Source organism: Promicromonospora sp. NPDC090134 (genome assembly GCF_044746965.1).
Lineage (GTDB): Bacteria > Actinomycetota > Actinomycetes > Actinomycetales > Cellulomonadaceae > Promicromonospora.
The window spans coordinates 736074-756156 of record NZ_JBIVCZ010000001.1 but is presented as its reverse complement, the minus strand read 5'-3'; the positions used below and the strand labels follow the sequence as shown (position 1 = coordinate 756156).

At 73.8% G+C, this 20083-nt stretch carries 15 protein-coding genes; 2 read left to right on the top strand and 13 right to left on the bottom strand.

Features of this window, described 5'->3' with window-relative positions; genetic code table 11:
* Window positions 1-117: 117 nt before the first annotated feature.
* The 5 genes from ACIPN7_RS03285 to ACIPN7_RS03265 all read right to left on the bottom strand — a co-directional run bounded on the left by ACIPN7_RS03285 (window position 118) and on the right by ACIPN7_RS03265 (window position 7739).
* Complete coding sequence (locus ACIPN7_RS03285; protein WP_400537932.1) at window positions 118-1701, bottom strand: methyltransferase; 1584 nt, start codon at window positions 1699-1701, stop codon at window positions 118-120.
* A 17-nt stretch (window positions 1702-1718) separates the two neighbouring features.
* Complete coding sequence (locus tag ACIPN7_RS03280) at window positions 1719-2909, bottom strand: hypothetical protein (RefSeq protein ID WP_400537930.1); 1191 nt, start codon at window positions 2907-2909, stop codon at window positions 1719-1721.
* 78 nt (window positions 2910-2987) lie between these two features.
* Entirely contained in the window at window positions 2988-3317 is a 330-nt protein-coding gene (locus tag ACIPN7_RS03275; protein WP_400537928.1) for a CD225/dispanin family protein, read from the bottom strand.
* A gap of 67 nt (window positions 3318-3384) precedes the next feature.
* Window positions 3385-4971 (bottom strand): M20/M25/M40 family metallo-hydrolase, encoded by a 1587-nt coding sequence (locus ACIPN7_RS03270; RefSeq protein ID WP_400537926.1) that lies wholly within the window; start codon window positions 4969-4971, stop codon window positions 3385-3387.
* 185 nt (window positions 4972-5156) lie between these two features.
* Window positions 5157-7739 (bottom strand): M14 family zinc carboxypeptidase, encoded by a 2583-nt coding sequence (locus ACIPN7_RS03265; protein ID WP_400537924.1) that lies wholly within the window; start codon window positions 7737-7739, stop codon window positions 5157-5159.
* 115 nt (window positions 7740-7854) lie between these two features.
* On the opposite strand from ACIPN7_RS03265, the gene ACIPN7_RS03260 reads away from it, so the two are divergent.
* Window positions 7855-8433 (top strand): DinB family protein, encoded by a 579-nt coding sequence (locus ACIPN7_RS03260; RefSeq protein ID WP_400537922.1) that lies wholly within the window; start codon window positions 7855-7857, stop codon window positions 8431-8433.
* A gap of 97 nt (window positions 8434-8530) precedes the next feature.
* Here the strand turns inward: ACIPN7_RS03260 and ACIPN7_RS03255 are convergent, their stop codons facing one another.
* From ACIPN7_RS03255 to ACIPN7_RS03230, 6 genes are all read right to left on the bottom strand, one after another.
* The gene (locus tag ACIPN7_RS03255) at window positions 8531-10834 is read right to left on the bottom strand and encodes a sodium-translocating pyrophosphatase (RefSeq protein WP_400537920.1); all 2304 of its coding nucleotides are present in this window, start codon (window positions 10832-10834) and stop codon (window positions 8531-8533) included.
* Between the two features lie 189 nt (window positions 10835-11023).
* Window positions 11024-11791 carry an HAD hydrolase-like protein gene (locus ACIPN7_RS03250; RefSeq protein WP_400537918.1) on the bottom strand — a complete coding sequence of 256 codons (768 nt, stop codon included), beginning with the start codon at window positions 11789-11791 and terminating at the stop codon, window positions 11024-11026.
* Window positions 11788-13302, bottom strand: coding sequence for a helix-turn-helix domain-containing protein (locus tag ACIPN7_RS03245; RefSeq protein WP_400537916.1), 1515 nt, complete (start codon window positions 13300-13302; stop codon window positions 11788-11790). The genes ACIPN7_RS03250 and ACIPN7_RS03245 overlap by 4 nt, the downstream gene beginning before the upstream one ends.
* A 408-nt stretch (window positions 13303-13710) precedes the next feature.
* The gene (locus tag ACIPN7_RS03240) at window positions 13711-15090 is read right to left on the bottom strand and encodes a M18 family aminopeptidase (RefSeq protein WP_400537914.1); all 1380 of its coding nucleotides are present in this window, start codon (window positions 15088-15090) and stop codon (window positions 13711-13713) included.
* Window positions 15091-15182: 92 nt separating this feature from the next.
* Window positions 15183-16445 (bottom strand): hypothetical protein, encoded by a 1263-nt coding sequence (locus ACIPN7_RS03235; RefSeq protein ID WP_400537912.1) that lies wholly within the window; start codon window positions 16443-16445, stop codon window positions 15183-15185.
* On the bottom strand, window positions 16442-17029 hold the full coding sequence (locus tag ACIPN7_RS03230; protein ID WP_400537910.1) for a sigma-70 family RNA polymerase sigma factor: 588 nt from the start codon (window positions 17027-17029) through the stop codon (window positions 16442-16444). Before ACIPN7_RS03230 ends, ACIPN7_RS03235 begins: the two co-directional genes overlap by 4 nt.
* Before the next feature lie 126 nt (window positions 17030-17155).
* Here ACIPN7_RS03230 and ACIPN7_RS03225 point away from each other — a divergent pair, with 126 nt between their 5' ends.
* Window positions 17156-18601, top strand: coding sequence for an oxygenase MpaB family protein (locus tag ACIPN7_RS03225; protein ID WP_400537908.1), 1446 nt, complete (start codon window positions 17156-17158; stop codon window positions 18599-18601).
* Here the strand turns inward: ACIPN7_RS03225 and ACIPN7_RS03220 are convergent.
* Together ACIPN7_RS03220 and ACIPN7_RS03215 are read right to left on the bottom strand one after the other, a co-directional pair.
* Window positions 18499-19521 carry a hypothetical protein gene (locus tag ACIPN7_RS03220; protein ID WP_400537906.1) on the bottom strand — a complete coding sequence of 341 codons (1023 nt, stop codon included), beginning with the start codon at window positions 19519-19521 and terminating at the stop codon, window positions 18499-18501. The genes ACIPN7_RS03225 and ACIPN7_RS03220 overlap by 103 nt on opposite strands.
* Window positions 19518-20069 carry a sigma-70 family RNA polymerase sigma factor gene (locus tag ACIPN7_RS03215; RefSeq protein ID WP_400537904.1) on the bottom strand — a complete coding sequence of 184 codons (552 nt, stop codon included), beginning with the start codon at window positions 20067-20069 and terminating at the stop codon, window positions 19518-19520. The genes ACIPN7_RS03220 and ACIPN7_RS03215 overlap by 4 nt, the downstream gene beginning before the upstream one ends.
* Window positions 20070-20083 lie beyond the last annotated feature (14 nt).

Genomic DNA, 20083 nt, shown 5'->3' with positions numbered 1-20083 from the left:
AATATCTGTCATAGCCGGATATGTCTCGGGCATCGACAAAATTTATCGGTCTTCGACAAGACCGTTACGTCCCGGTAACGGCGCGCCGCACCGCCGCGCCGACCGAGGCGCCCGCGCTCACCCCTCCAGGAACCCGTCCCTGACCAGCCCCCGGACGGCCGGGAGCAGCTCCGCCGCCAGCGCGTCCACGGGCACCTCGAACAAGGACGCGAGGGCGCCGACGATCTGCCCGACGGACAGCTCGCCGTCGCACGCGCCCACGAGCGCCGCGAGCGGGCTCGACGCGTGCACGCCCCGCCCCAGCCCGTCGCCCTGCCGCAGCACGACGACGTTCGGGTCGGCCGCGCCCGGCGTGAGGTAGCGCTCCTCCGTGATGTCCGCGGCCGTCACGAGGTGGGCCGCGGCGAGCGCGGCGTCGTCCCGGGCCGCCAGCCAGTCGTGGCCGGCGAGGCTGCGGGCGATGTGCGCCCCGAGCGGCTGGCGCACCGACCCGGTGTGCTCCTCCAGGCGGCGCAGCGTCACGGCGCCCGAGGCGGGCCGCCGCAGGGTCACGATCCCGAAGCCGACGGCCTCGACGTCCCGGGACGCGAAGTCGTCGAGCCACGCGCCGTACGCGGCAGCCCATGCGTCCGGCTCACGGTCGGGCGTGGTCCCGCCGTCGCGGATCCAGGTCTCGGCGTACTCGGCAGGGTCGAGCACCTCGCGCTGGATGATCCAGCCGTCCAGGCCCGCCTCGTCGAGCCAGCGGCCCACCCGCTCGGCCCAGGGCTCTCCCCTGCGGTGCTCCCAGTTGGCGAGGAGCTGGGCCGTGCCGCCCGGGGCGAGCACGTCGCCGACGCCGAGCACGAGGTCACGCACCAGGTCGTCGCCCGCCCGGCCGCCGTCCCGGTACTCGTAGTCGCCGATCGCGTCGGCCACGGCGCGGCCCGCCGCCCCGGCGTGCGGCGTGATGACGAACGGCGGGTTGGAGACCACGAGGTCGAACCGCTCCCCCGCGACCGGCTCCAGCAGGGACCCGTGCCGCAGCTCCAGCTCGGCGCCGTCCGGCTGGTTCAGCGCCGCGTTGAAGCGCGCGAACGCCAGCGCGCGCCGCGAGATGTCGGTCGCCACCACCTGCCGGGCGTGCCGCGTCGCGTGCAGGGCCTGGATGCCGCAGCCGGTGCCCAGGTCGAGCACCCGGCCGGTCGGGTTGCGCACGGTCACCTGCGCGAGCGTCAGGGACGCGCCGCCCGCGCCGAGCACGTGGTCGGTCGCCAGGCGGCCGCCGGTCGCGAGCTCGCCCAGGTCGGACGCCAGCCACCAGCGCGCGTCGCCGACGGCGTCGACCGAGGAGTAGGGGTGCAGGTCCACGACGGCGCGCACCTCGTCGTCGTCCCCGGAACCCTGCGTGGTGACCAGGCCCAGCCGCTCCGCGCCGGCCGTCCCGGTCGCGGGCAGCGCACGGTCCAGCGCGGCGCGCGGCACGGCCGCGCCCAGCAGGAAGAGGCCGGCGAGGGTGGCGCGCGGGTCGCGGTCCGACGGCGGGCTGCCGGCCGTCGCGGCGGCGATCGCCCGGCGGGCCGGCAGGGACTGCTCCCGGTGCAGCGCGGCCGCGGCGAGCGGCCCGAGGACGGCTTCGACGCCGTCGACGTCGTAGGCGGAGGAGAGCAGGTCGTCGCGGAGGGAGGCGACGAGGGCGGGGTCGGTCACAGGAGGCTGCACGGCCCCATCCTGACGGGCTACTGCTGGCAGTTCGAGTTGACGTAGAGCCCGATGGCCTTGGTCGCCTCGATCATCGCCTCGGTGTCGAGCTCCTCCTGCGCGCCGCCGACCGCCGAGAGCACGGCGGGGCCGTCGTTGGCCTTCACCTTCTCGATGTTGTTCGCCACGGTCGAGTAGTAGGTGAACGCCACCGCCCAGTCCGCGGAGATCGCCTCCGGCGGCGTCACGCCGTCCAGCGCGTTGCGCGCGTTGATGAAGCCCTTGCGCAGGGTCTCGGGCTGGTCCTCGACCATCGCCGACTGGGCGTTGGCGGCCTGTGTCCACGCCATCTGGGTCTGCGCGCACGACGCGGCGTCCGCCGACGACATCGCGCCGCCCGACGACGGGAGGGTGTCCATGCCCCAGCCCGTGCCGAGGCCCAGCACCGCGGCGAGGACGCCGGCCAGCACCAGCACCTGCGGCCGGTCGAGGAACGGGGGCAGGCCGCGGCGCAGGGTCCGCTTGATCTTGCGCTGCTGGGCCGTGCTGGGGGTGGGGATACGGCCCCGGGGGCCCTTGCCGGCGTTCTTCGACCCCGGCCCGCGGGTCGCGGGTGCGCTCGGCGCGGACGCGCTCGGCGCGAGCGGGGCGTCGCCCTCCGGCTGCGGCTCGTCGGGGGCCTCGTCGGCCACCGGGCCCACGTTCAGCGGGAAGCCGCCCGCGGGAGTGGGGGCGGTGTCGTCCTTCGGCGCGCCCTTGGCACCCGACGTGGTGCCCTTGCCCTTGGAGCGGGACTTGCCGGCCTTGCCGCTCTTGCCGCCGGCACTCTTGCCACCGGCGTTCTTGCTCCGGCCCCGGGCCGCGGCGGGTTCCGCCGCCGCCACGGAGCCCCACGGGTTCGCGTCGCCCTCGGGCTCGCCGGCAGCGGCGGCGTCCTCGCCGTCGACGACGACGGGAGCCGGCACGGGGCCCCACGGGGAGCCGGTGCCACTCTCCTCGGCCGGTGCGGGGGCGACGGCGTCGTCGGCCGCACCCGCGCTGCCCCACGGGCTGGGTGTGGCGGTGTCGTTCTGCGCGAGCCCCTCGGCCCACTCGAGGGCGCTGGCACCGGGGGCGGCCTCACCCGCCCCGAGGCTCTCCGCCCAGGTGAGGGCGTTGCTCGCGGGGGGACCACCGGCGCGGGAAGCAGCACGACCACCCCGCGAGCCCTTGCGCCGTGTCGCACTCATAGCCGCGCACTTTACCCGCAGAACCCGGGAGGACAGGAGGGGCAATCGTGTGATAGCTGACGAACTGTGGGTGAAGTGCTACCCGTTCAGGTAGGCGATGCTCGACCAGAACACGACCACCACCAGCACGACCACCCAGATGGCGAGCGACCACAGGCCCCAGTTGCGCGCCCGGCGGGACGCCTTGCGCGCCTTGTCGTGCTGACCCGTCTTCCAGTGCGCGTTCACGCGCGACGCATTCACGAGCGCCACGATTCCCGTGGGCCAGAAGCAGATGGTCATCAGAATGCCGAACACGAGGTACGACCGCGGCGGGTACTGCAGCTGCGCGGGGTACGTGTGGACGTTGACGTTCACGGGCGAGCGCGACCCGCCGGGCGTGCCGGACGGTGCTGCGGAGCTGCTCATGAAAGTCTCCCTCGCCGATGTAGAGGGAGAACTTAGTCCAATTTCGGTGATTTGTTGAATGCCCAGGTCAGCCCGGGATCTTGCGCAGCACCTCACGATAGAAATGCACTCCGCGGCTCAGGGAATCAACCGTCAGGTGCTCTCCGGTGCCGTGCGTCGACTGCCGCTGCTCACGCGTCATGACGAACGGGCTGAACCGGTAGACGTGGTCGCTGATCGGCGTGAACCGGCGCGCGTCGGTGGCGGCGACCGTCACGTAGGGCGCCACGACGGCGTCCGGGTAGGCGGCCCCGATCGACTCGGTCAGGAGCGCGAACTGCTGGCTGTCGGTGGGCGAGACCTCGCTGGGCTCGCTGCTCTCGACGACCTCGATCTCGACCCGCTTGTCCCGGATGACGCGGCGCAGCCGCGCCACGGTCCGGTCCACGGAGTCGCCGAGCGCCACCCGCACGTCGAGGCGGGCCCGGGCCGTCGTGGCGGCCAGGTTCGCGCCGGGGCTGCCCTCCAGCTCGGTGACCGCCACGGTGGTGCGGACCGTCGCGACAGCCTCGGGGCCGCCGCCCGCCAGCGCCCAGGCGGCCAGCTTGCGCAGCGGACCGGCGGCAGTCCTGGCCGCGAGCCGGAGCGTGGCGCCCCGGAGACCCTTCGCGCCAGGAGCGACCCTGCCGAGGAGCTCCACCGTCGGCGCGTCGACCCGCGCCGCGAACCGGTGCCGGCCCGCGCGCGTCACCGCACGGGCGAGCCGCGTGGTCGCGGACCACCGCCCGGGCGTGGCGGCGTGGCCCCCGACGTCGGTGGTGTACAGGTTGATCCCGACCAGGCCCTTCTCCGCGACGCCCACGAGGGCCGTCTGCCGGTCGACGCCGGGCAGCACGTCGGTCGCGACAGACCCGCCCTCGTCGATCACGAGCCACGGCCGCACGCCGAGCTCGTACAGGCGGCGGACGGCGATCTGGGCGGACTCGCCGACGGTCTCCTCGTCCGCGCCGAAGAACAGCCAGATGTCGCGCTCGGGCACGAAACCCTCGGTGAGCAGCGTCTCGACGGCGTCGAGCACCGCGACCAGCCCGCCCTTGTCGTCGAGCGTGCCGCGGCCGTGCACCACCCCGTCGCGGATCTCGCCCGAGAACGGGTTCCCGGGCCAGTCGGCACCCACCGGCGCGACGTCCTGGTGCGCCATGAGGACCACCGGGTAGGGGTGCAGCACGTCCTGCCGCCCCTTGCCGGGCCAGCGGTAGAGCAGGCCGTGGTCGCCCGCCGGCTCGCTCTGCAGGGCGTGCACGCGGGGGTAGAACGTAGCCAGCGCGGCCCGGTGCCGCGCGAACGACTCGTGGTCCAGGTACTGCGGGTCCCACACCGAGACGGTAGGGATCTGCACGAGCGACGACAGGTGCCCGGCGGCGATGTGGCCGGCCGACGTGTGCCGCTCGGCGTACGGCTCCGACGGGACGAACGGCGAGCCCGGGCGCTTGGACAGCACGGCGTCCGGCGCGGCGGGCTGCTCGGCGACCGGCGCGCGCCGCTCGGCGTCCGGCGCCTTCCTGGCCGGGGCGCTGGTCACCTCGGGCGGCGGAGCCTGCCGGGCTGCCGCCTTCGCGATCAGTTCGGCCGTGACCTGAGGAATGGCCTCGGTCGGGTCGATGTCGGCACTCACGGGACCTTCTCCTGCTCCGGGTCCCACGTCGGGGCCCCCTGCGTCGGGGCTCCCGTCCACGCCCGCGGACCACGGGGCGTTCGGGAGCACAACACGGCAGACGATAGCGCTAGCACCCGGTTTTCCACATACCCCTGGTGATCCCGGACGCGCCGCGGACCGCGCGGATCAGACGTCCGCGGTGGTCACGACGCGGCCCAGTGGATCGCCGTCCCCGCCTGGCTCAGGCCGCCCCGGGGATGGGTGCGGAAGAAGACCGAGGTGCCGAACACGAACGCCCGGCCGTGTCCCATTTTGCCGGATACGGCAGCAATCTGCCCATCGGCCGCCTCGGGCCCGCCGCCGTCCTCCGAGGCCGACCAGTGGCCGGCAAGAAAGCTGCCGTAGGTCAGCTCCGCCGTGGTGCCGGGACCGAGGTCCGTGAACCACACCGCCGGGTAGACGAACCCCTGCTCCTGCGGGTGGTCGTCCAGCACGTCGCCCGGGGCGTCGGTCTCGATGATGCCGTTGCCGGCCGGCTCGCCCGTCACGGCGGTGCCGCTGACCAGCCCGTACGACTCCGCGGCCGCGAACGCGCCGGCCCCGCGCCCGACGATCGCGCCGCCGTCGCGCAACCAGGACCGGACGTAAGCGTGGCCGGCCGACCCCGCGGGCAGGTCCAGTGACGAGCCCACCCACAGGACGTCGGCGCCCTCGAGCCCGGTCGGCCGGCCCGCCGTCGCGCTCGTGCCGATCCCGCGCGCCGAGACCGCGACCAGGTCGTCGAACCCGAGCGCCAGGAGCGACAGCCGGTCGTCCGGGTCGCCCACGTACGCGATCCTCAGGTCCTCGGCCGGCTCCCCCGCCGCCCAGTCGGCGCGGGACGCCGCCGTGAAGTCGATGCCGAACCGGTCGGCCACGTCGTGGGCCGCCCCGTGCCCGCGCGGCCCGACGACGGCGCGTCCGTCCGCCGTGAGCCGCGCCGCGACGCCCTGGCCCAGCAGGTCGTTCAGGGCGCGCTGGTCCGCGACGCCGGCCAGGTCGAAGCCGACGTAGGGCTGCCCGTCCGGCACGCCGCCGCGCTCGCGCCCCGCGTGGACGGGGACGGTCCGGCCGACCGGGCCGTCCGTGGTGGCACCCACCCGGTCCACCGTCGCGCCCCAGAGGGCGGCCAGCGACCACGCCGAGATGTCATACATGGCGGGGACCTTGGCGGAGATGTCCGAGCCGGGGCCGAGCAGCGAGCTCGCCAGGCCGCGCAGTGGCTGGTGCAGGTCCACCACGTACGAGCCGGCGGGATAGGTGGTGCCCGTGCCCACGAGGTGCGCGGGGCCGGCCAGCCGCCCCACCTCGATGCCGTGGAACAGCAGCGTGTCCACGAGGTCCTCGGCGTCGCTCGCCGACCGCTGGCCCGGGCCCACCGGGATCACGTACGCGCGCGGCAGCCGCACCGTCTCCTGGTCGTCCGCCCGGTCCCAGAGCCGCTTCCACTCGTCCGGACCGGGCACACCGTCGATGTTCCGAGTCGTCAGCGCGACCTTCGGCGCGCCCGCCACCCCGCGGCGGAACATCTCGACCTGGTTCGCCAGCATGGCGTCCGAATGGGTCCGGACGTAGTCGATCATCGACGTCATCGTCGTGACGGCCACCTCGGTGTCCACCGCCGAGTCGGCCCGCGTCGTGGTGGGGCCCGTGCGGCCCAGCGGCAGCTCGACCGTGCTGGTCACCGCGCCCTGCAGGGACGCGTACTGCGCGGTGAAGACCGGCGGGTAGTCGTCCCAGCCCGACGGCGTGTCCCGGTACGGGATCTTGACGAACCCCGTGTCCTCCTCGACCGCGTCGCCCGTGTCCGGGTCGTACGAGGGGTTGCCGTCGATGTCGGCCGCGACGACGTCGTCCTCCACCTGGCGCGCGATCGCGTAGGCGTGCGGCACGAGCAGGTCGTACTCGTAGCTCTCGCCGTGCGGCGGGCCCGCCGGCTCGACCTGGAGCACGTCGGTGTAGCCGTGGAAGTCCGCCGCGAACAGCGGCTGCACCGCCTGCACGGTGCGCACGTAGGAGCGCGCCTCCGGGGTGGCGAGCGTGATCATGTCGCGGTTCGCGTCCAGGCCCAAGGACGTCTCCCGGGTCGCGTGGGTGCGCCCGTCCGGGTTGAGCGTCAGGCTGAACACGAGCCGGTGGTGCGCCAGGGTCTCCCGGGTCGCGCGGTCGTCCGCCGTGGCCAGGCGCTCGATGACGCGCAGCGCGGCGTCCGTGCCCTCCCACTCGTCGCCGTGGATGTTGGCGCTCATCCAGACCGGGGTCTTGTAGCCCGCGCGCAGGGCGGCGTCGCGCGCGGCGCGGTCCGGCCGCTCCCGGATCTCCGTGCGCCACGCGGCCTGCCGCGCGGTCTCCGACCGGCGCTCCGGCGCCGTCACGGTGACCAGGTAGAGGTCGCGGCCCTCGGTCGACTGCCCCACCACCTGCGTCGAGACCCGGTCGCTCCGGTCCATCAGCCGCGTCAGGCGCGGCGCGAGGTCCGCGTGGCTGACCGTGCCGTTGCGCTCAGTGGCGTCCCGCTCGTTCGGCGGATAGACCCGCAGGTCGGGCTGGTACGGGTACGACGTCGGCAGGCGCAGCCCGGCCTGGCCGCTCGGCACCGGCTCGGGCGGGACGTACGAGGCGACGAAGGCGCCCGGGTCGGTGGGGCCGTCCGCCGGGCCGGTCCGCGCCACGGCGGGCGCACCGAGTGCGCCGACGGCGAGCGTCGCGCCCGTCAGCGCGGCGAGCAGGCGAGTACGAACGAGCAACGGTGCCTCCCAGCGACAACCCGGCCCAGTCTGGACCATGACGCGGGGGAAGTGGGAGCGGACGCCGGCCGAGTATCCCGTTGACCGGCCTGAGGCCTCGGGGTGCACTGGTCCCATGACGACAGAACGATGGACCTCAGCGACGGTCTACCCCGACATGTGGGCGGACCCGGACGACGATCCCCGTGAGGCGCTGTCCAGCCCGGTCGGCGAGAAGGAGACCCTCTGGAACTACCTCAAGCACTACCGGCTCACGCTGGAGATGAAGTGCGACGGGCTCGACGCCGAGCAGCTCGCCCGCCGGTCCGTGCCGCCGTCGACCATGTCGCTGCTGGGACTGGTGCGGCACCTGGCACACGTGGAGCGGACCTGGTTCCAGCGGGTGCTGCGGGAGCAGCCGGAGCTGCCCAAGCTGTTCGGCAAGTCGCCGGAGAACCCCGACGCGGACTTCGACGGCGCCGTGGCCGACCCCGCCGTCGTCGAGGACGCGTGGGAGAACTGGCGGCGCGAGGTCCGGGACGCCGACGCCTGGATGGAGACCCTGCCCGAGGACGGGCTGGGCGCGACCGTCGCGCACCAGGGCGACCAGGTCCCGGTGCGGGACGTCCTGGTGCACATGATCGAGGAGTACTCCCGGCACGTGGGCCACGCCGACCTGCTGCGCGAGTGCGTGGACGGCCGCGTGGGCCAGTGACGGACCGGGAACTCCGCCCCGGGCATGCGATCAGGCCTGGGATCACCGAGGATCCCAGGCCTGACCGGCGTCCGGAGACGGGCTCCCGCCGGGTGCGCTAGACCGTGGCCTCGGTCCGGTCCTGCTCCGCCTGCTGGGCCGCGTCGACGCGGGTGGCCCGCACGCGGGACCAGATCACCGCGCCGAACGCCACGGCCGCCGCCACCAGCGCGATGCCGATGCGGAGCGCGTGGTTGGCGTCCGCCGGGACGCTGATCGCCACCACAGCCGGGGCGATGAGCAGCGCGACCAGGTTCATCACCTTGATCAGCGGGTTGATCGCCGGGCCGGCGGTGTCCTTGAACGGGTCGCCCACGGTGTCACCGATGACGGTGGCCGCGTGCGCGTCGGACCCCTTGCCGCCGTACTTGCCGTCCTCGACGATCTTCTTGGCGTTGTCCCAGGCGCCGCCCGAGTTGGCCAGGAAGATGGCCATGAGCACGCCGGACCCGATGGCTCCGGCCAGGAACCCGGCCAGCGGCCCGACGCCGAGCCCGAAGCCCACCGCGATGGGGGCGAACGCGGCCAGCAGGCCCGGGGTGACGAGCTCACGCAGCGAGTCCCGGGTGCAGATGTCCACGACCTTGCCGTACTCGGGGCGCTCCTCGAACGTCATGATGCCCGGGTGCTCGCGGAACTGGCGGCGCACCTCGAACACGATGGCGCCCGCGGCGCGGGTCACGGCGTCGATCGCCAGCCCGGAGAACAGGAACACGGTGGCCCCACCGAGGATCACGCCCACGAGGGTGACCGGCGAGATGATCTCGTAGGTGAGCATCGACGTCACGAGGCCGGCGCCGACGTTCTCGACCTGGGCGACTGCGTGCGACACGGCGTCGGCGTACGAGCCGAACAGCGCGGTCGCGGCCAGCACGGCCGTGGCGATCGCGATGCCCTTGGTGATGGCCTTGGTGGTGTTGCCCACGGCGTCGAGGTCGGTGAGGATCTGCGCGCCCTCCTCGTCGACGTCGCCGGACATCTCGGCGATGCCCTGCGCGTTGTCGCTGACCGGGCCGAACGTGTCCATCGCGACGATGACGCCGACCGTGGTGAGCAGGCCGCAGCCGGCGAGGGCCACGAGGAACAGGGCGAGCGGCACCGAGCCGCCGGCCAGCAGGAACACGCCGCAGATCGCGGCGGCGATGATGCCGGCCGTGTAGACGGCGGACTCGAAGCCCACGCCGATGCCGGAGAGCACCACGGTGGCAGCGCCGGTCCGGGACGTCTCGGCCACGTGCAGCGTCGGCTTCTTGTCGGTGCCCGTGAAGTAGCCCGTGACCCAGAGGATGACGCCCGCGAGCACCACACCGATGAGCACGGCGAGGGCGGAGACGATCCGCGGGTCGGCGGTCACGCCGGAGAGGTCCGCGGTGCCGGTCATCTGGCTGAACGAGGACGGCAGGTAGACGAACGCCGCGATCCCGGCCAGCACGGCGCCGACGACGGCGGAGATGTAGAAGCCGCGGTTGATCGCTGCGAGCCCGCTCTCGGACCCGCGCACGCGCGTGATGAACACGCCCAGCAGCGCGACGAACGCGCCGACGGCGGTGACGATCAGCGGGAACACGAGGCCCTGCTCGCCCATCGCGGCCTTGCCCAGGATGAGGGCGGCCACGAGGGTCACGGCGTAGGACTCGAAGAGGTCGGCCGCCATGCCGGCGCAGTCGCCGACGTTGTCGCCCACGTTGTCGGCGATGGTGGCGGCGTTGCGGGGGTCGTCCTCGGGGATGCCCTGCTCGACCTTGCCGACCAGGTCGGCGCCGACGTCGGCCGCCTTGGTGAAGATGCCGCCGCCGACGCGCATGAACATGGCGAGCAGCGCGGCACCGAAGCCGAAGCCCTCCAGGACGGCGGGCGCGTTGACGTCGTACACGAGCACCACGAGCGCGGCGCCGAGCAGGCCCAGGCCCACCACGGACATGCCGACGACACCGCCGGTGCGGAAGGCGATGCGGGCGCCCTCGGCCCGGCCGCCCGGACGGGTCGCGGCCGAGGCGACGCGGACGTTCGCCCGGACCGCGAGCCACATGCCCAGGTAGCCGATCGCGGCGGAGAACCCGGCGCCGAACAGGAACGCGATCGAGCGTCCGACCCGCACGCCGCCGTCGCCCGGCAGCAGGAAGAGCAGAGCGAACACCACCGCGGCGAACAGCACGAGGGTGCGGAACTGCCGCTTGAGGTAAGCGGACGCGCCCTCCTGCACGGCCTGGCCGATGTCCTGCATCTTGGCGGTTCCATCAGGCGCGGCGAGCACCTGGCGGCGCAGCACGAAGGCGCACCCGAGGGCAGCGACCGCGATGACGGCGATCACCGCCACCGTGGTGTAGCTCCCTGCGCCGAAAACAATGCCGTCTTCGAGCATCCGTCCTCCTCGACGAGCTCCGGGGCTGTTCCCCCAGATATGTAATGCCCTGCACGGGCTTGACCCGTGCAAGGCCGATGCATCCCCACCAGCAACGTCGATGGCGGGAAGAGACCAGAGTCTACCCACATGTGACGACAGTCACTATGTGGAAACCTCAAGGGCGCCGGACCAGGGATCCGGCTGCTCCTACGCGGGTCCCGCGGTGTCGGTGAGCACGCGGATCTCCTGGATCAGCCGGCCCGAGTCGGTCAGGTCGGGCAGCACCACGTCGGCCCCCGCCTCGGCGAGCCGGTCCGCCGGCGTGGTCCCCGAGGCCACGGCCACGACGCGCGCGCCGCCCTCGAGCCCGGTGCGCACGTCCTCCAGCGAGTCCCCGACGATCACGGTGTTGCCCTTGTGGAACGTGCTCGCGTACTTGTCGCCGGCGCGCCGCTGGGCGACCGCCACCAGCGCGGGGCGGTGCGCGTCGTCGGACGAGTAGCCGCCCACCGCCGCGTCGACGTACTGGTCCATGCCGAAGACGCCGAGCTTGATCCGGGCGTTCTCCTCGAGGTTGCCCGTCAGGACCGTGGTCACCAGGTCGGGCTCGGCCGCGACCGCCTCGAGGGCGCCCATCGCCCCGGGAAGCACGGTCCCGAGGCGGCGCACGTCGTCGGTGTGGGCCGCGAAGCGCACCGGCACCGCCGCGAGCATGCGCGGGAGCAGCTGCTCGGCCTCGTGCCCGGGCACCCCGTTGTCGGCGAGCAGGCCACGGATGGCCAGCGGCATCGTCACGCCGGTCCCCTTGGCCGGGAGGCGTTCGGCGGGTCGTCCCACGACCTCGGCGAACGCCTCCCGGTATGCCGTCCGGTCCACCTCCCCGACGTAGACGAGGGTCCGGTCGATGTCCCAGAGCACCAGGGCCCTGGCATCGCCGGTCCGGACGTCGCCACCGGAGGTGGGCGGGGCCGTCACGACGCCAGCGCCGCGATCCGCTCGGTCAGCACCCGCGCTCCCACACCGGAGCGCCGCGTGGAACCGCCGCGCCGCAGGTCGGCGGACAGGTCCCGCAGGTGCTCCCGCAGCCGCGCCGACTGCACGGTCTCCGCGATGCTCACCGCCTCCTCGCCCGTGGCGCAGGCCGCGTCGAGGTCGCCGGCCCGGGCGTGCGCCTGGGCCGCCCGGCTGAGGAACAGGCCGTGCGTGCGGCGCTCACCCGCGCGCTCGGCCCGGATCGCGTGCCCGAAGCTCTCCACGGCGCGCGCCGTGTTGCCGAGCGCGAGGTGGGCCGAACCGGACTGCCCGTGGATCTCGCCCTCGTTCATCCAGTACAGCCAGTGCGGGTCGTCCTCGCCCCGGCCGCGGGCGCACAGCTCGGAGGCCTCGCCGAGGGCCCGGCGCGCGGCCTCGCCCTCGCCGGCGGCCGCGTGGCCGCGGGCCTGCCGGGTCAGGAGGGTCGCGGAGAGGTGCGGCGCGTCCAGGCGGGCGATCCGACGCCGCCCGGCCTCCGCCGCGCGCACCGCGTCCCGCGGGTCGCCGCTGGAGTAGCCGTGGATCGCGAGGTAGGACAGCGCGCCCGCGCCGAGCCGGTCGTCGGCGGCCGCGTGCGCGGCCCGCAGGCCGGCGAGCATGTAGGCGCGCGCCGAGTCCGTGCGCCCCGCGTCGAACGCGAACCAGCCCGCCTGCGTGGCGGTGTCCGCGGCGACGGCGGCGAGCAGCCGGCCCGTGACCTCGTCGTACGTGCTGCGCTCCAGGATCCGGACCACCAGGGCGAGGTGGGCGCGGGCCAGGTCGGCGACGGCGCCGCTGCCCGAGCCCTTGTCCATGACCCGCAGCTCGTCGAGCGTGCCCTGGAGGTGCCCGCAGAGCTCCAGCGACACCCGGGTGCCGACCGTGGCCCGGCGCAGCGGCTCGGCCTGCTCGGCGTCCCAGCGCTGGATCATCGAGTTCAGCGCGATGCCCGACGCCGGCCGCGGCGTGTCCGTCCCGGCGGCGTCGCTCATCGCGGTGGCCGACACGGGGCCGTTCGCGTCCGAGGGCAGCCAGTCCGCCGTGCTGTCGGCGACGTGCGCCAGGCGGAGCGCGGTGAGCATGCGGTCGGCCGTCCACGGCAGCGTGGGGTCCGGCGCCGTCGGCGTCACGACCACCGGAGCGCTGCCGACCTGGCCGGACGTCGTGGCCCGCGCGGGCTCGACGGCGGCGGGCAGCGGGCTGATCCCCGGGAGCGGGAGCCGCACCAGGTCCGGCGGCGTGCCCAGCCCCGTGAGGAACTGGACGACGCGCGAGACGTCGGTCAGACGGCGGTCACCGCACTCCAGCATCGACAGGTAGGACTGGCTCAGCCCCGTCAGGGCTGCCACGTCCTCCTGCCGCAGCGGGACGAGCTGCCGCACCATGCGGCTGACCTGACCGAAGTCCCAGTCGGCGAGCGCCGAGCGGACGGCTTCGTCCTGCCAGACCCGTGACGGCACGCTGGGCAGCGACACCACGGGAACTGACTCGGTGCGCCGGCACGCGGCACAACGGGCTTCGGAGTTGTAGCGGCTGAGGACACAGCCGCATCGGGCGCAGGTGCGTACGGTTGCACGAGGCACAGGGGGCTCCTGATGGTCCGGCATTTCTCTTTTGCCGAGTTCACGGCTCTGGATGACCACAGTGGTATCACCCCCACGAGGTCCATGCATCTGGACGGTACTAGGTATTTTCTTCCAAACCGATGAAGTACGAGGACTGGACGTTTTCGCAGGTCAGGCCGATTCTTTCTTGGACAAACGTCCAACTCCTGTCCGCATTGCGCCAAATGTATACCCGGACAGAACCAACGGAAACATGCAAAAGCGCAGGTCGCCCCGATCAACCGTCCTTCTCGCCTCGTAGCGGGACGATTCGACTTTTCACCCGCCGAGGACGGCCCTCATCGCGCGCGAGAGGTACCAGGGATCGACCACCGCGGTGAGCTCACGGGCGGAGTGCATCGACAAAATTGGCACTCCGACATCCACAGTGCGAATGCCCAGCCGGGTCGCCGAGATGGGTCCGATCGTGGACCCGCACGGCACCACGTTGCTGGAGACGAACTCCTGGGTGGGCACCCCCGCGTCGCGGCACGCCGCGTTCCAGGCGGCCGCGCCGTGCGCGTCCGTGGCGTAGCGCTGGTTGGCGTTGATCTTGAGGATCGGGCCGCCCCCGGCGACGGGGTGGTTGGCCGGGTCGTGCCGCTCGGGGTAGTTCGGGTGCACCGCGTGCCCGACGTCGGACGACACGTGCAGCGATGCCGCGAACGCGCGCGAGCGCTCCTCGGGCGTGGCGCCCAGCGCCGTGGAGACGCGGACCAGCACCTCCTCCAGGAACGAGCCCGCCGCGCCGGAGCGGGAGGCGCTGCCGATCTCCTCGTGGTCGAAGGCCGCGAACATCTCGACGCTCGTGCCCTTCCCGCCCTCCGGGCCAGCGGCCCGGCCGAGCAGCGCCGTCAGGCCCGCGTGCGTGGAGAGCAGGTTGTCGAGCCGCGCGGACGCGAACAGGACCTGCCCCGCGCCGAAGGCCCGGGCCGGCTGCGTCTCCGCCAGCACCACGTCGTAGCCACCGATGTCCGCGGGGTCGACGCCTGCGTCCCCCGCGAGCGCAGCCAGGACGTCCGCGCTCTGCGCGTCGCCGAGGCCCCAGACGGGCTGGGTGTGACGCTGCTTGTCGAGGGCGAGCCCGTTGTCGTTGACGCCCCGGTCCAGGTGGATCGCGAGCTGCGGGATGCGCAGCATGGGGCCGGTGCGCACCAGGTGCTCGGTGCCGTCGTGCGTGACGATCCGCCCGGCCAGCTCCAGCTCGCGGTCGAGCCAGGAGTTGAGCAGCGGGCCGCCGTAGACCTCGACCCCGACCTGCCACCAGCCGCCCGCGCCGTGCGTGGTCGGCTTGGGCTTGAGCTTGAAGCCCGTGGAGTCGGTGTGGGCGCCCACGATGGTGAACGGCGTGGTGGGGCCCGCGGCGTCGGGCACGGTGAAGGCGATGACCGAGCCGTCGCGGACCACGACGTAGCGCCCGCCCGGGGTGACGCCCCAGGTGGCGTCCTCGGCCAGCAGCGTGAAGCCGGCCGCCTGCGCGCGCCGGGCCACCTCGGCGGCCGCGTGGTAGGACGACGGCGACGCCGCGACGAACTCGCCCAGGTCGGCCGCGTGGGCGCGGGCCTCCTGGGGGACGACCGCGGGCTGGACCGGGTCGATCCGGTCTGCTGCGGGCTGGTCTGCTGCGGACTGTGCGTGGGTCAGTGTCTGGTCCGTCATCCGGCCATTATCTCCGCCCGTGCCGGTCCCCCGGCCCACGTGTCAGACGCTCAGGTCACCGGGGTGACCTGAGCGCCTGACACGTCGAGCGGTTACTGGCCCGCGGCGTCTCCACCCTGGGGCGTGGCCGGTTCGAGGGAGACCCAGGCCCGCCCGACCCCGTCCGGGATGCTCGGCAGCCGGATGTCGAGGATCGCCCCTTCGCCGGCCTGGACGTCGACCTCGCTCCCGGCCTCGGCTCCGTCGCAACTGATCTGGGTGGACGCGAGCACGTCGCCCGTGGGCCACAGCACGACCTCGATCGGCAGCGTGGCCTCCGGGTCCCCTCCATCGCACTGGCCCATGACCCGCATCGGCGTGTCGGACGAGTAGCCGGGCTGGATCAGCTCCGCGGTGACCCAGTCGGTGGTGCGATCCAGCTCGAACCGCGCGACCTGGCCGCCGACCGGCTCCGGGAACTCGATCGCCGACTCGCCACCACGCTCCCCGGTCGGGCTGTGTGCACCGCCGGAGTCGATCCGGACCGGCACCGGCTCGCTCACCGCCGTCTTCCAACCGGACTCGACCTGCGGGAAGGCGACCACCCGTACCTCGTAGTCGCCCTCGGGCAGCGGCGTCTCCATGGCAGTGCTCTCACCGGATCCGCTGGGCGCGCACGTCGTGAACGCACTCCCTTTGGCCTCGATCGCATCCGCGCCGGAACCGACCAGCGGAGCGCGCAGGTCCGACCCCTCGAAGACGTCGTCTCCCAGGTCCACCACCATGCCGTCCTGGCTCCACACCAGCACGGGGGCGCCTTGGAGCACCCCGCCCCCCTGCTGGACCGTCGCCGCCATGCCCCGCACCGTCCGGGAATCGCCGCCGCCGAGATCTGCCGGCCGTTCGTAGATGTCGCCGGCCGCCTCGACCGACCAGCCCTGTGCTGTGGACTCCAGGTCGGCAACCGGCATACCGCACGTCAGGTCGCTCCATTCGAGCCAGGGAGGCTGGTAACCGTCCTGGATCGGGAGGTCCGGCCCGGACGACGACAGGGAGGACTGCGTGGGCGAGGGCGAGGGCGAGGGCACCGTCGCCCCCGGCAGCAGCACCTCGGGCTGGTCCGAGGGCACGAGCTGTACGGCCCCGAGCACCAGGGCGCCCGCCACCGCGAGCGCACCCCCGCCGAGCCCGCCCAGCTTGGCCCCGCGCCGCCGGCGCACCCGCTTGCTCATGGCCGGTATCGCCGCCGCGGGGCCGGTGGGCGACGCCGGGTCCACGCCGTCCGCCATCGCGCCGAGGGTCTGCGCCAGCAGGCCCGAACCGGCGGGGTCCACCCAGCCGTGGTCCTGGTCCCTGGAGTCGTCGTGCCGGTTCATCGCTGGTTCCCTTCCGTCGTCGCTTCCACCGGTTCGAGCACGTCGCGCAGCGTGCGCAGGGCGTCGTGCAGGTAGCGCTTGACCGTGCCCGGCGCGGTGCCCATCGCCTGCGCGACCTGCGCGATCGTCATGTCCTCGAAGTAGCGCAGCACCACGGCCGCGCGTTGCCGGGGCGTGAGCCGGGCCAGCGCGTGCACGACGTCCGCCCGCGCCGTGATCCCGGAGTCGGGGAACGGGGCGTCGTCCACGGCGACGCGCGGGGCGATGTCCGCCCACCGCTTGGTCCGCCGCCAGCCGTCGAGGTACAGGTTCAGCACCATCCGGCGCACGTACGCCTCGGGGTGCTGCACCGCCCGGCCCCGGCCCTCGCCGTCGTCCCCGTCCCCATCCAGGGGCACGGCGCGCATGCCCGACGCGCGGCCGCGCCGCCCGCCTCGCCCGACCAGGCGCGAGCAGTACCTGACCAGCGCCTCCTGCACCAGGTCCTCCGCCTGCCGCACGTCGCCGCACAGCGTGTAGGCGTACCCCACGAGCGCGCCGCCACGATGCGTGGCGAGCTGCTCCAGGTCTTCGTGCCAGCCCATCACCGGCTCCTTCCTGCCGTCCTGACCGTGTCGACGAACCAGGCCGCCAGGAGGTTGTGGCGCGTACGGGCCCATTCTGCGGGTCGGGTCCTGGTCCACCGGAGCCGTCCGGGTCAGGATGAGGACATGGCCGAACCGGTGGACAACCCTGTGGACGACGTCGCACGCGCCGCCGCGTACCCGCGCCGGTTCCGCTCCGCCGAGGCCCGCGGGGCGCGGATCGGCCGGCCGCTGCGCGTGCTCGGACGGGTGCGCGGGGTCGACGAGGCCCTGCTCGACCGCATCGGCCGCGCGTTCTACGAGGCGGATGATGCCGGGGCGGCGCTCGCCGCGGCCATGCGCCTGCCGGCCGGGACGCCGGGGCGGGTCACGCAGGCGATGCTGCGGGCGGCGCTCGCGGGCCCGGCGGACCCGCCGACCGCTTCCTTGCCCCGGCCGGGTAATGAGATCGGTCGGCTGCATCGAGACCGGTCGGTTGATGGACCGATCTCGACGCAGCCGACCGATCTCACTTCCGAGGGGCAGGAGGGGGCCAGCAATCAGGGGCAGCCCCGGGCGCTGCGGCGGTTCCTCGCCGAGGTCACCGACGTGCCCGGCTGGGTGGACTGGGACCTGGTCGAGCAGGGGGCCGAAGTGCAGCGGCGGCTCGGGCAGAACGCGGCCGACGTGCTGCTCCAGCTCTCGCTCGTCGGCGGGTACCGGTTCGGCGGGCCCACGGACCTGCTCGTGGCGACCGGCGCCCTGACCGGCGGGACGCTGCGCCGGCTCGCGGAGACCCAGGAGTGGACGGTCGGGCTGACCGAACCGGGCGCGCTGCGGCCCTTCGCCCCCGCGTGGCGCGCGACCCTGCACGTCCGGGTCATGCACGCCCTGGTCGGCGCATCGTTCGCCGGCCGCACCGGGCAGGACGCCTGGGACACCGCCCGCTGGGGCCTGCCGATCAACCAGGCCGACCAGGCGGCGACGCTCGGGCTGTTCGACGGCACGCTGATCCTGGGCTGCCGGGCGCTGGGGGTGCGGATCCCGCCGTCGGACAGCCGGGCCCTGATGCACCTGTGGAAGTGGGTGGGGCACCTGATGGGCGTGCACCCGGACTTCCTGGTCGACGACGAGTGGACGCGGCACCGGCTCAACCACCACGTGCTGCTCGCCCAGGCCGGGGTGTCGGGCGCCGGGCCGCGGCTCGCCCGGGCCGTCGTCGCCGCGCAGGCCGAGCGGACCTACCGCGGACCGTCGTGGTGGCAGCCGGCCCGGGCACGGTTCGAGCGGGAGCGGCTGCTGTCGATGCTCACGGCGTTCCTCGGGGTGCGCAGCATGCGCGAGCTCGGCCTCCCGCTGCGCCCGCCGTGGGCGCACGCCTACCTGCTGCCGCTCAACACGTGGCGGTACCGCGTGCTCGGCCGGCTGCCCGGCGGCCCCGAGCGCCTGGAGCGCTGGGGCCGCCGCCGTAGCACCGCCGTCCTCGCGAGCTACTGCGCCCGGCCCGAACCGTCCTCCAGCGTCACGCGCACCGGCTCGGAGGCAGGAAGCCAGACGTCGTCGTCCTCACCGAACACCGGCATCACGGCGTAGACGTCGTACGTGCCGCCTTCGCGCAGGTGCGTGTACACCGGCGGGAAGTCCTCCTCCGAACCCTCGATCTCGGCGGCGCACGCGTTGGTGGTCTGCGTCAGTGCCTCCAGGTCCCACGGCCCCTCCGCAGCGCCCTCCTCGGGTGCGTAGTAGCTCAGGTTGGAGGCAGTGTTGGACGGGAGGTCGACCACCACGCCGTCCTGCACCCAGACCAGCATCGGGTCCAGATAGCCGCTGAGGGCGGCGGCGTCACCGGTGAGCCGTGTCCGCGCTCGCCAGCCCCCGTCCTGTCGCGCGCTCAGACTGCTCGTCGTCTCGAGGTCGAAGCCCCCGTCCGGTGCGCTCAGCAGGTCTTCGACAGCCATACCGCAGTGTGCGTCGAGCCCCTCGATCCCGAAGCTGTCGAGCCAGCCCTGCGGCACGTACCCGTCGACGTAGGTCGCGGTGATCGGGTCGGGCTCGTTCGTGGCCACCGAGGAGGCACTCGGGTCAGCGCTCGGTTCGACGGCCGCGGCGCCCGACGGCATCGGATCCGGGGTGGCCGACGGCGACGGCGACGGGCTCACCGACGCCGTCGGGCCCGGCGAGGGGCGGGTCGTCGGGATCTCCGACGGCACCGGACCCGTCTCGGTGGCCTCGATCGTGGGGCGCCCGGGCAGCGGCTCGGACCGCGTGAAGGTCGAGGCCTGCGCGGCGCTGAACGCGAGCGCGCCCACGACGGCGGCCGTGCCCAGCCCCATCGCGCCGGCCTTCGCGACCCGCCAGGTGCGCACCCTGCGCCGCAGCAGCCCGAGGTTCTCCTCCGGCGCGCTGGGCACGTCGGAGGGCGTGGCTCCCGAGACCAGCGCGTCGATGGTCTGCCGCAGCACGTCGCGGCCGATGCCCAGGTCCTCGGCGCCGTGGTCGTCGTGCCCGCTCATCGAAGCTCTCCTTCCGGCACAAGGACCCCGCGCAGGGCGCTGATCCCGTCGGCCAGGTATCTCTTGACCGTGCCCTGCGAGATGCCGAGCGTCTCGGCGATCTGGGGCACGGTGAGGTCGTCGTAGAAACGCAGCACGACGCAGGCACGCTGGCGCGGGCTCAGGCCGCGCAGCGCGGCGGTCACGTCGGCACGGGCGGTGATGTCCGACGCCGGCGCCCGCACCCGGTCCTCGACGGCCACCTTGGGCTGGGCCTTGCGCCACAGCGTGAACCGCCGGGTCTCGTCGACGTAGAGGTTGAGCATCGTCCGGCGCACGTACGCCTCGATGCCCGCGTGGTTCCCGCCGTCGTTCAGCGGGAACGCCGTGTAGCCCTCGGCACCCGCGGCCTCCGGGCGGCGGAACCGCCGGAAGACGCGCACCAGCGCGTCCTGCACCAGGTCCTCCGCGCGGCGCACGTCGCCCGTCAGCGCGTACCCGTACCCCACGAGCGCGCGGCCCCGGCGGGTCACGAGCTCCGTGAGCTCATCGTCCCAGCGGGCGCTCATCACACAGCCTGTCC

What these genes read in the sequence shown, in the direction of transcription:
- ACIPN7_RS03215 (WP_400537904.1), bottom strand. Translation starts at nt 20,069, where the DNA reads ATGAGCGCCCGCTGGGACGATGAGCTCACGGAGCTCGTGACCCGCCGG.
- ACIPN7_RS03240 (WP_400537914.1), bottom strand. Translation starts at nt 15,090, where the DNA reads ATGACGGACCAGACACTGACCCACGCACAGTCCGCAGCAGACCAGCCC.
- ACIPN7_RS03220 (WP_400537906.1), bottom strand. Translation starts at nt 19,521, where the DNA reads ATGAGCGGGCACGACGACCACGGCGCCGAGGACCTGGGCATCGGCCGC.
- ACIPN7_RS03275 (WP_400537928.1), bottom strand. Translation starts at nt 3,317, where the DNA reads ATGAGCAGCTCCGCAGCACCGTCCGGCACGCCCGGCGGGTCGCGCTCG.
- ACIPN7_RS03260 (WP_400537922.1), top strand. Translation starts at nt 7,855, where the DNA reads ATGACGACAGAACGATGGACCTCAGCGACGGTCTACCCCGACATGTGG.
- ACIPN7_RS03235 (WP_400537912.1), bottom strand. Translation starts at nt 16,445, where the DNA reads ATGAACCGGCACGACGACTCCAGGGACCAGGACCACGGCTGGGTGGAC.
- ACIPN7_RS03280 (WP_400537930.1), bottom strand. Translation starts at nt 2,909, where the DNA reads ATGAGTGCGACACGGCGCAAGGGCTCGCGGGGTGGTCGTGCTGCTTCC.
- ACIPN7_RS03225 (WP_400537908.1), top strand. Translation starts at nt 17,156, where the DNA reads ATGGCCGAACCGGTGGACAACCCTGTGGACGACGTCGCACGCGCCGCC.
- ACIPN7_RS03230 (WP_400537910.1), bottom strand. Translation starts at nt 17,029, where the DNA reads ATGGGCTGGCACGAAGACCTGGAGCAGCTCGCCACGCATCGTGGCGGC.
- ACIPN7_RS03255 (WP_400537920.1), bottom strand. Translation starts at nt 10,834, where the DNA reads ATGCTCGAAGACGGCATTGTTTTCGGCGCAGGGAGCTACACCACGGTG.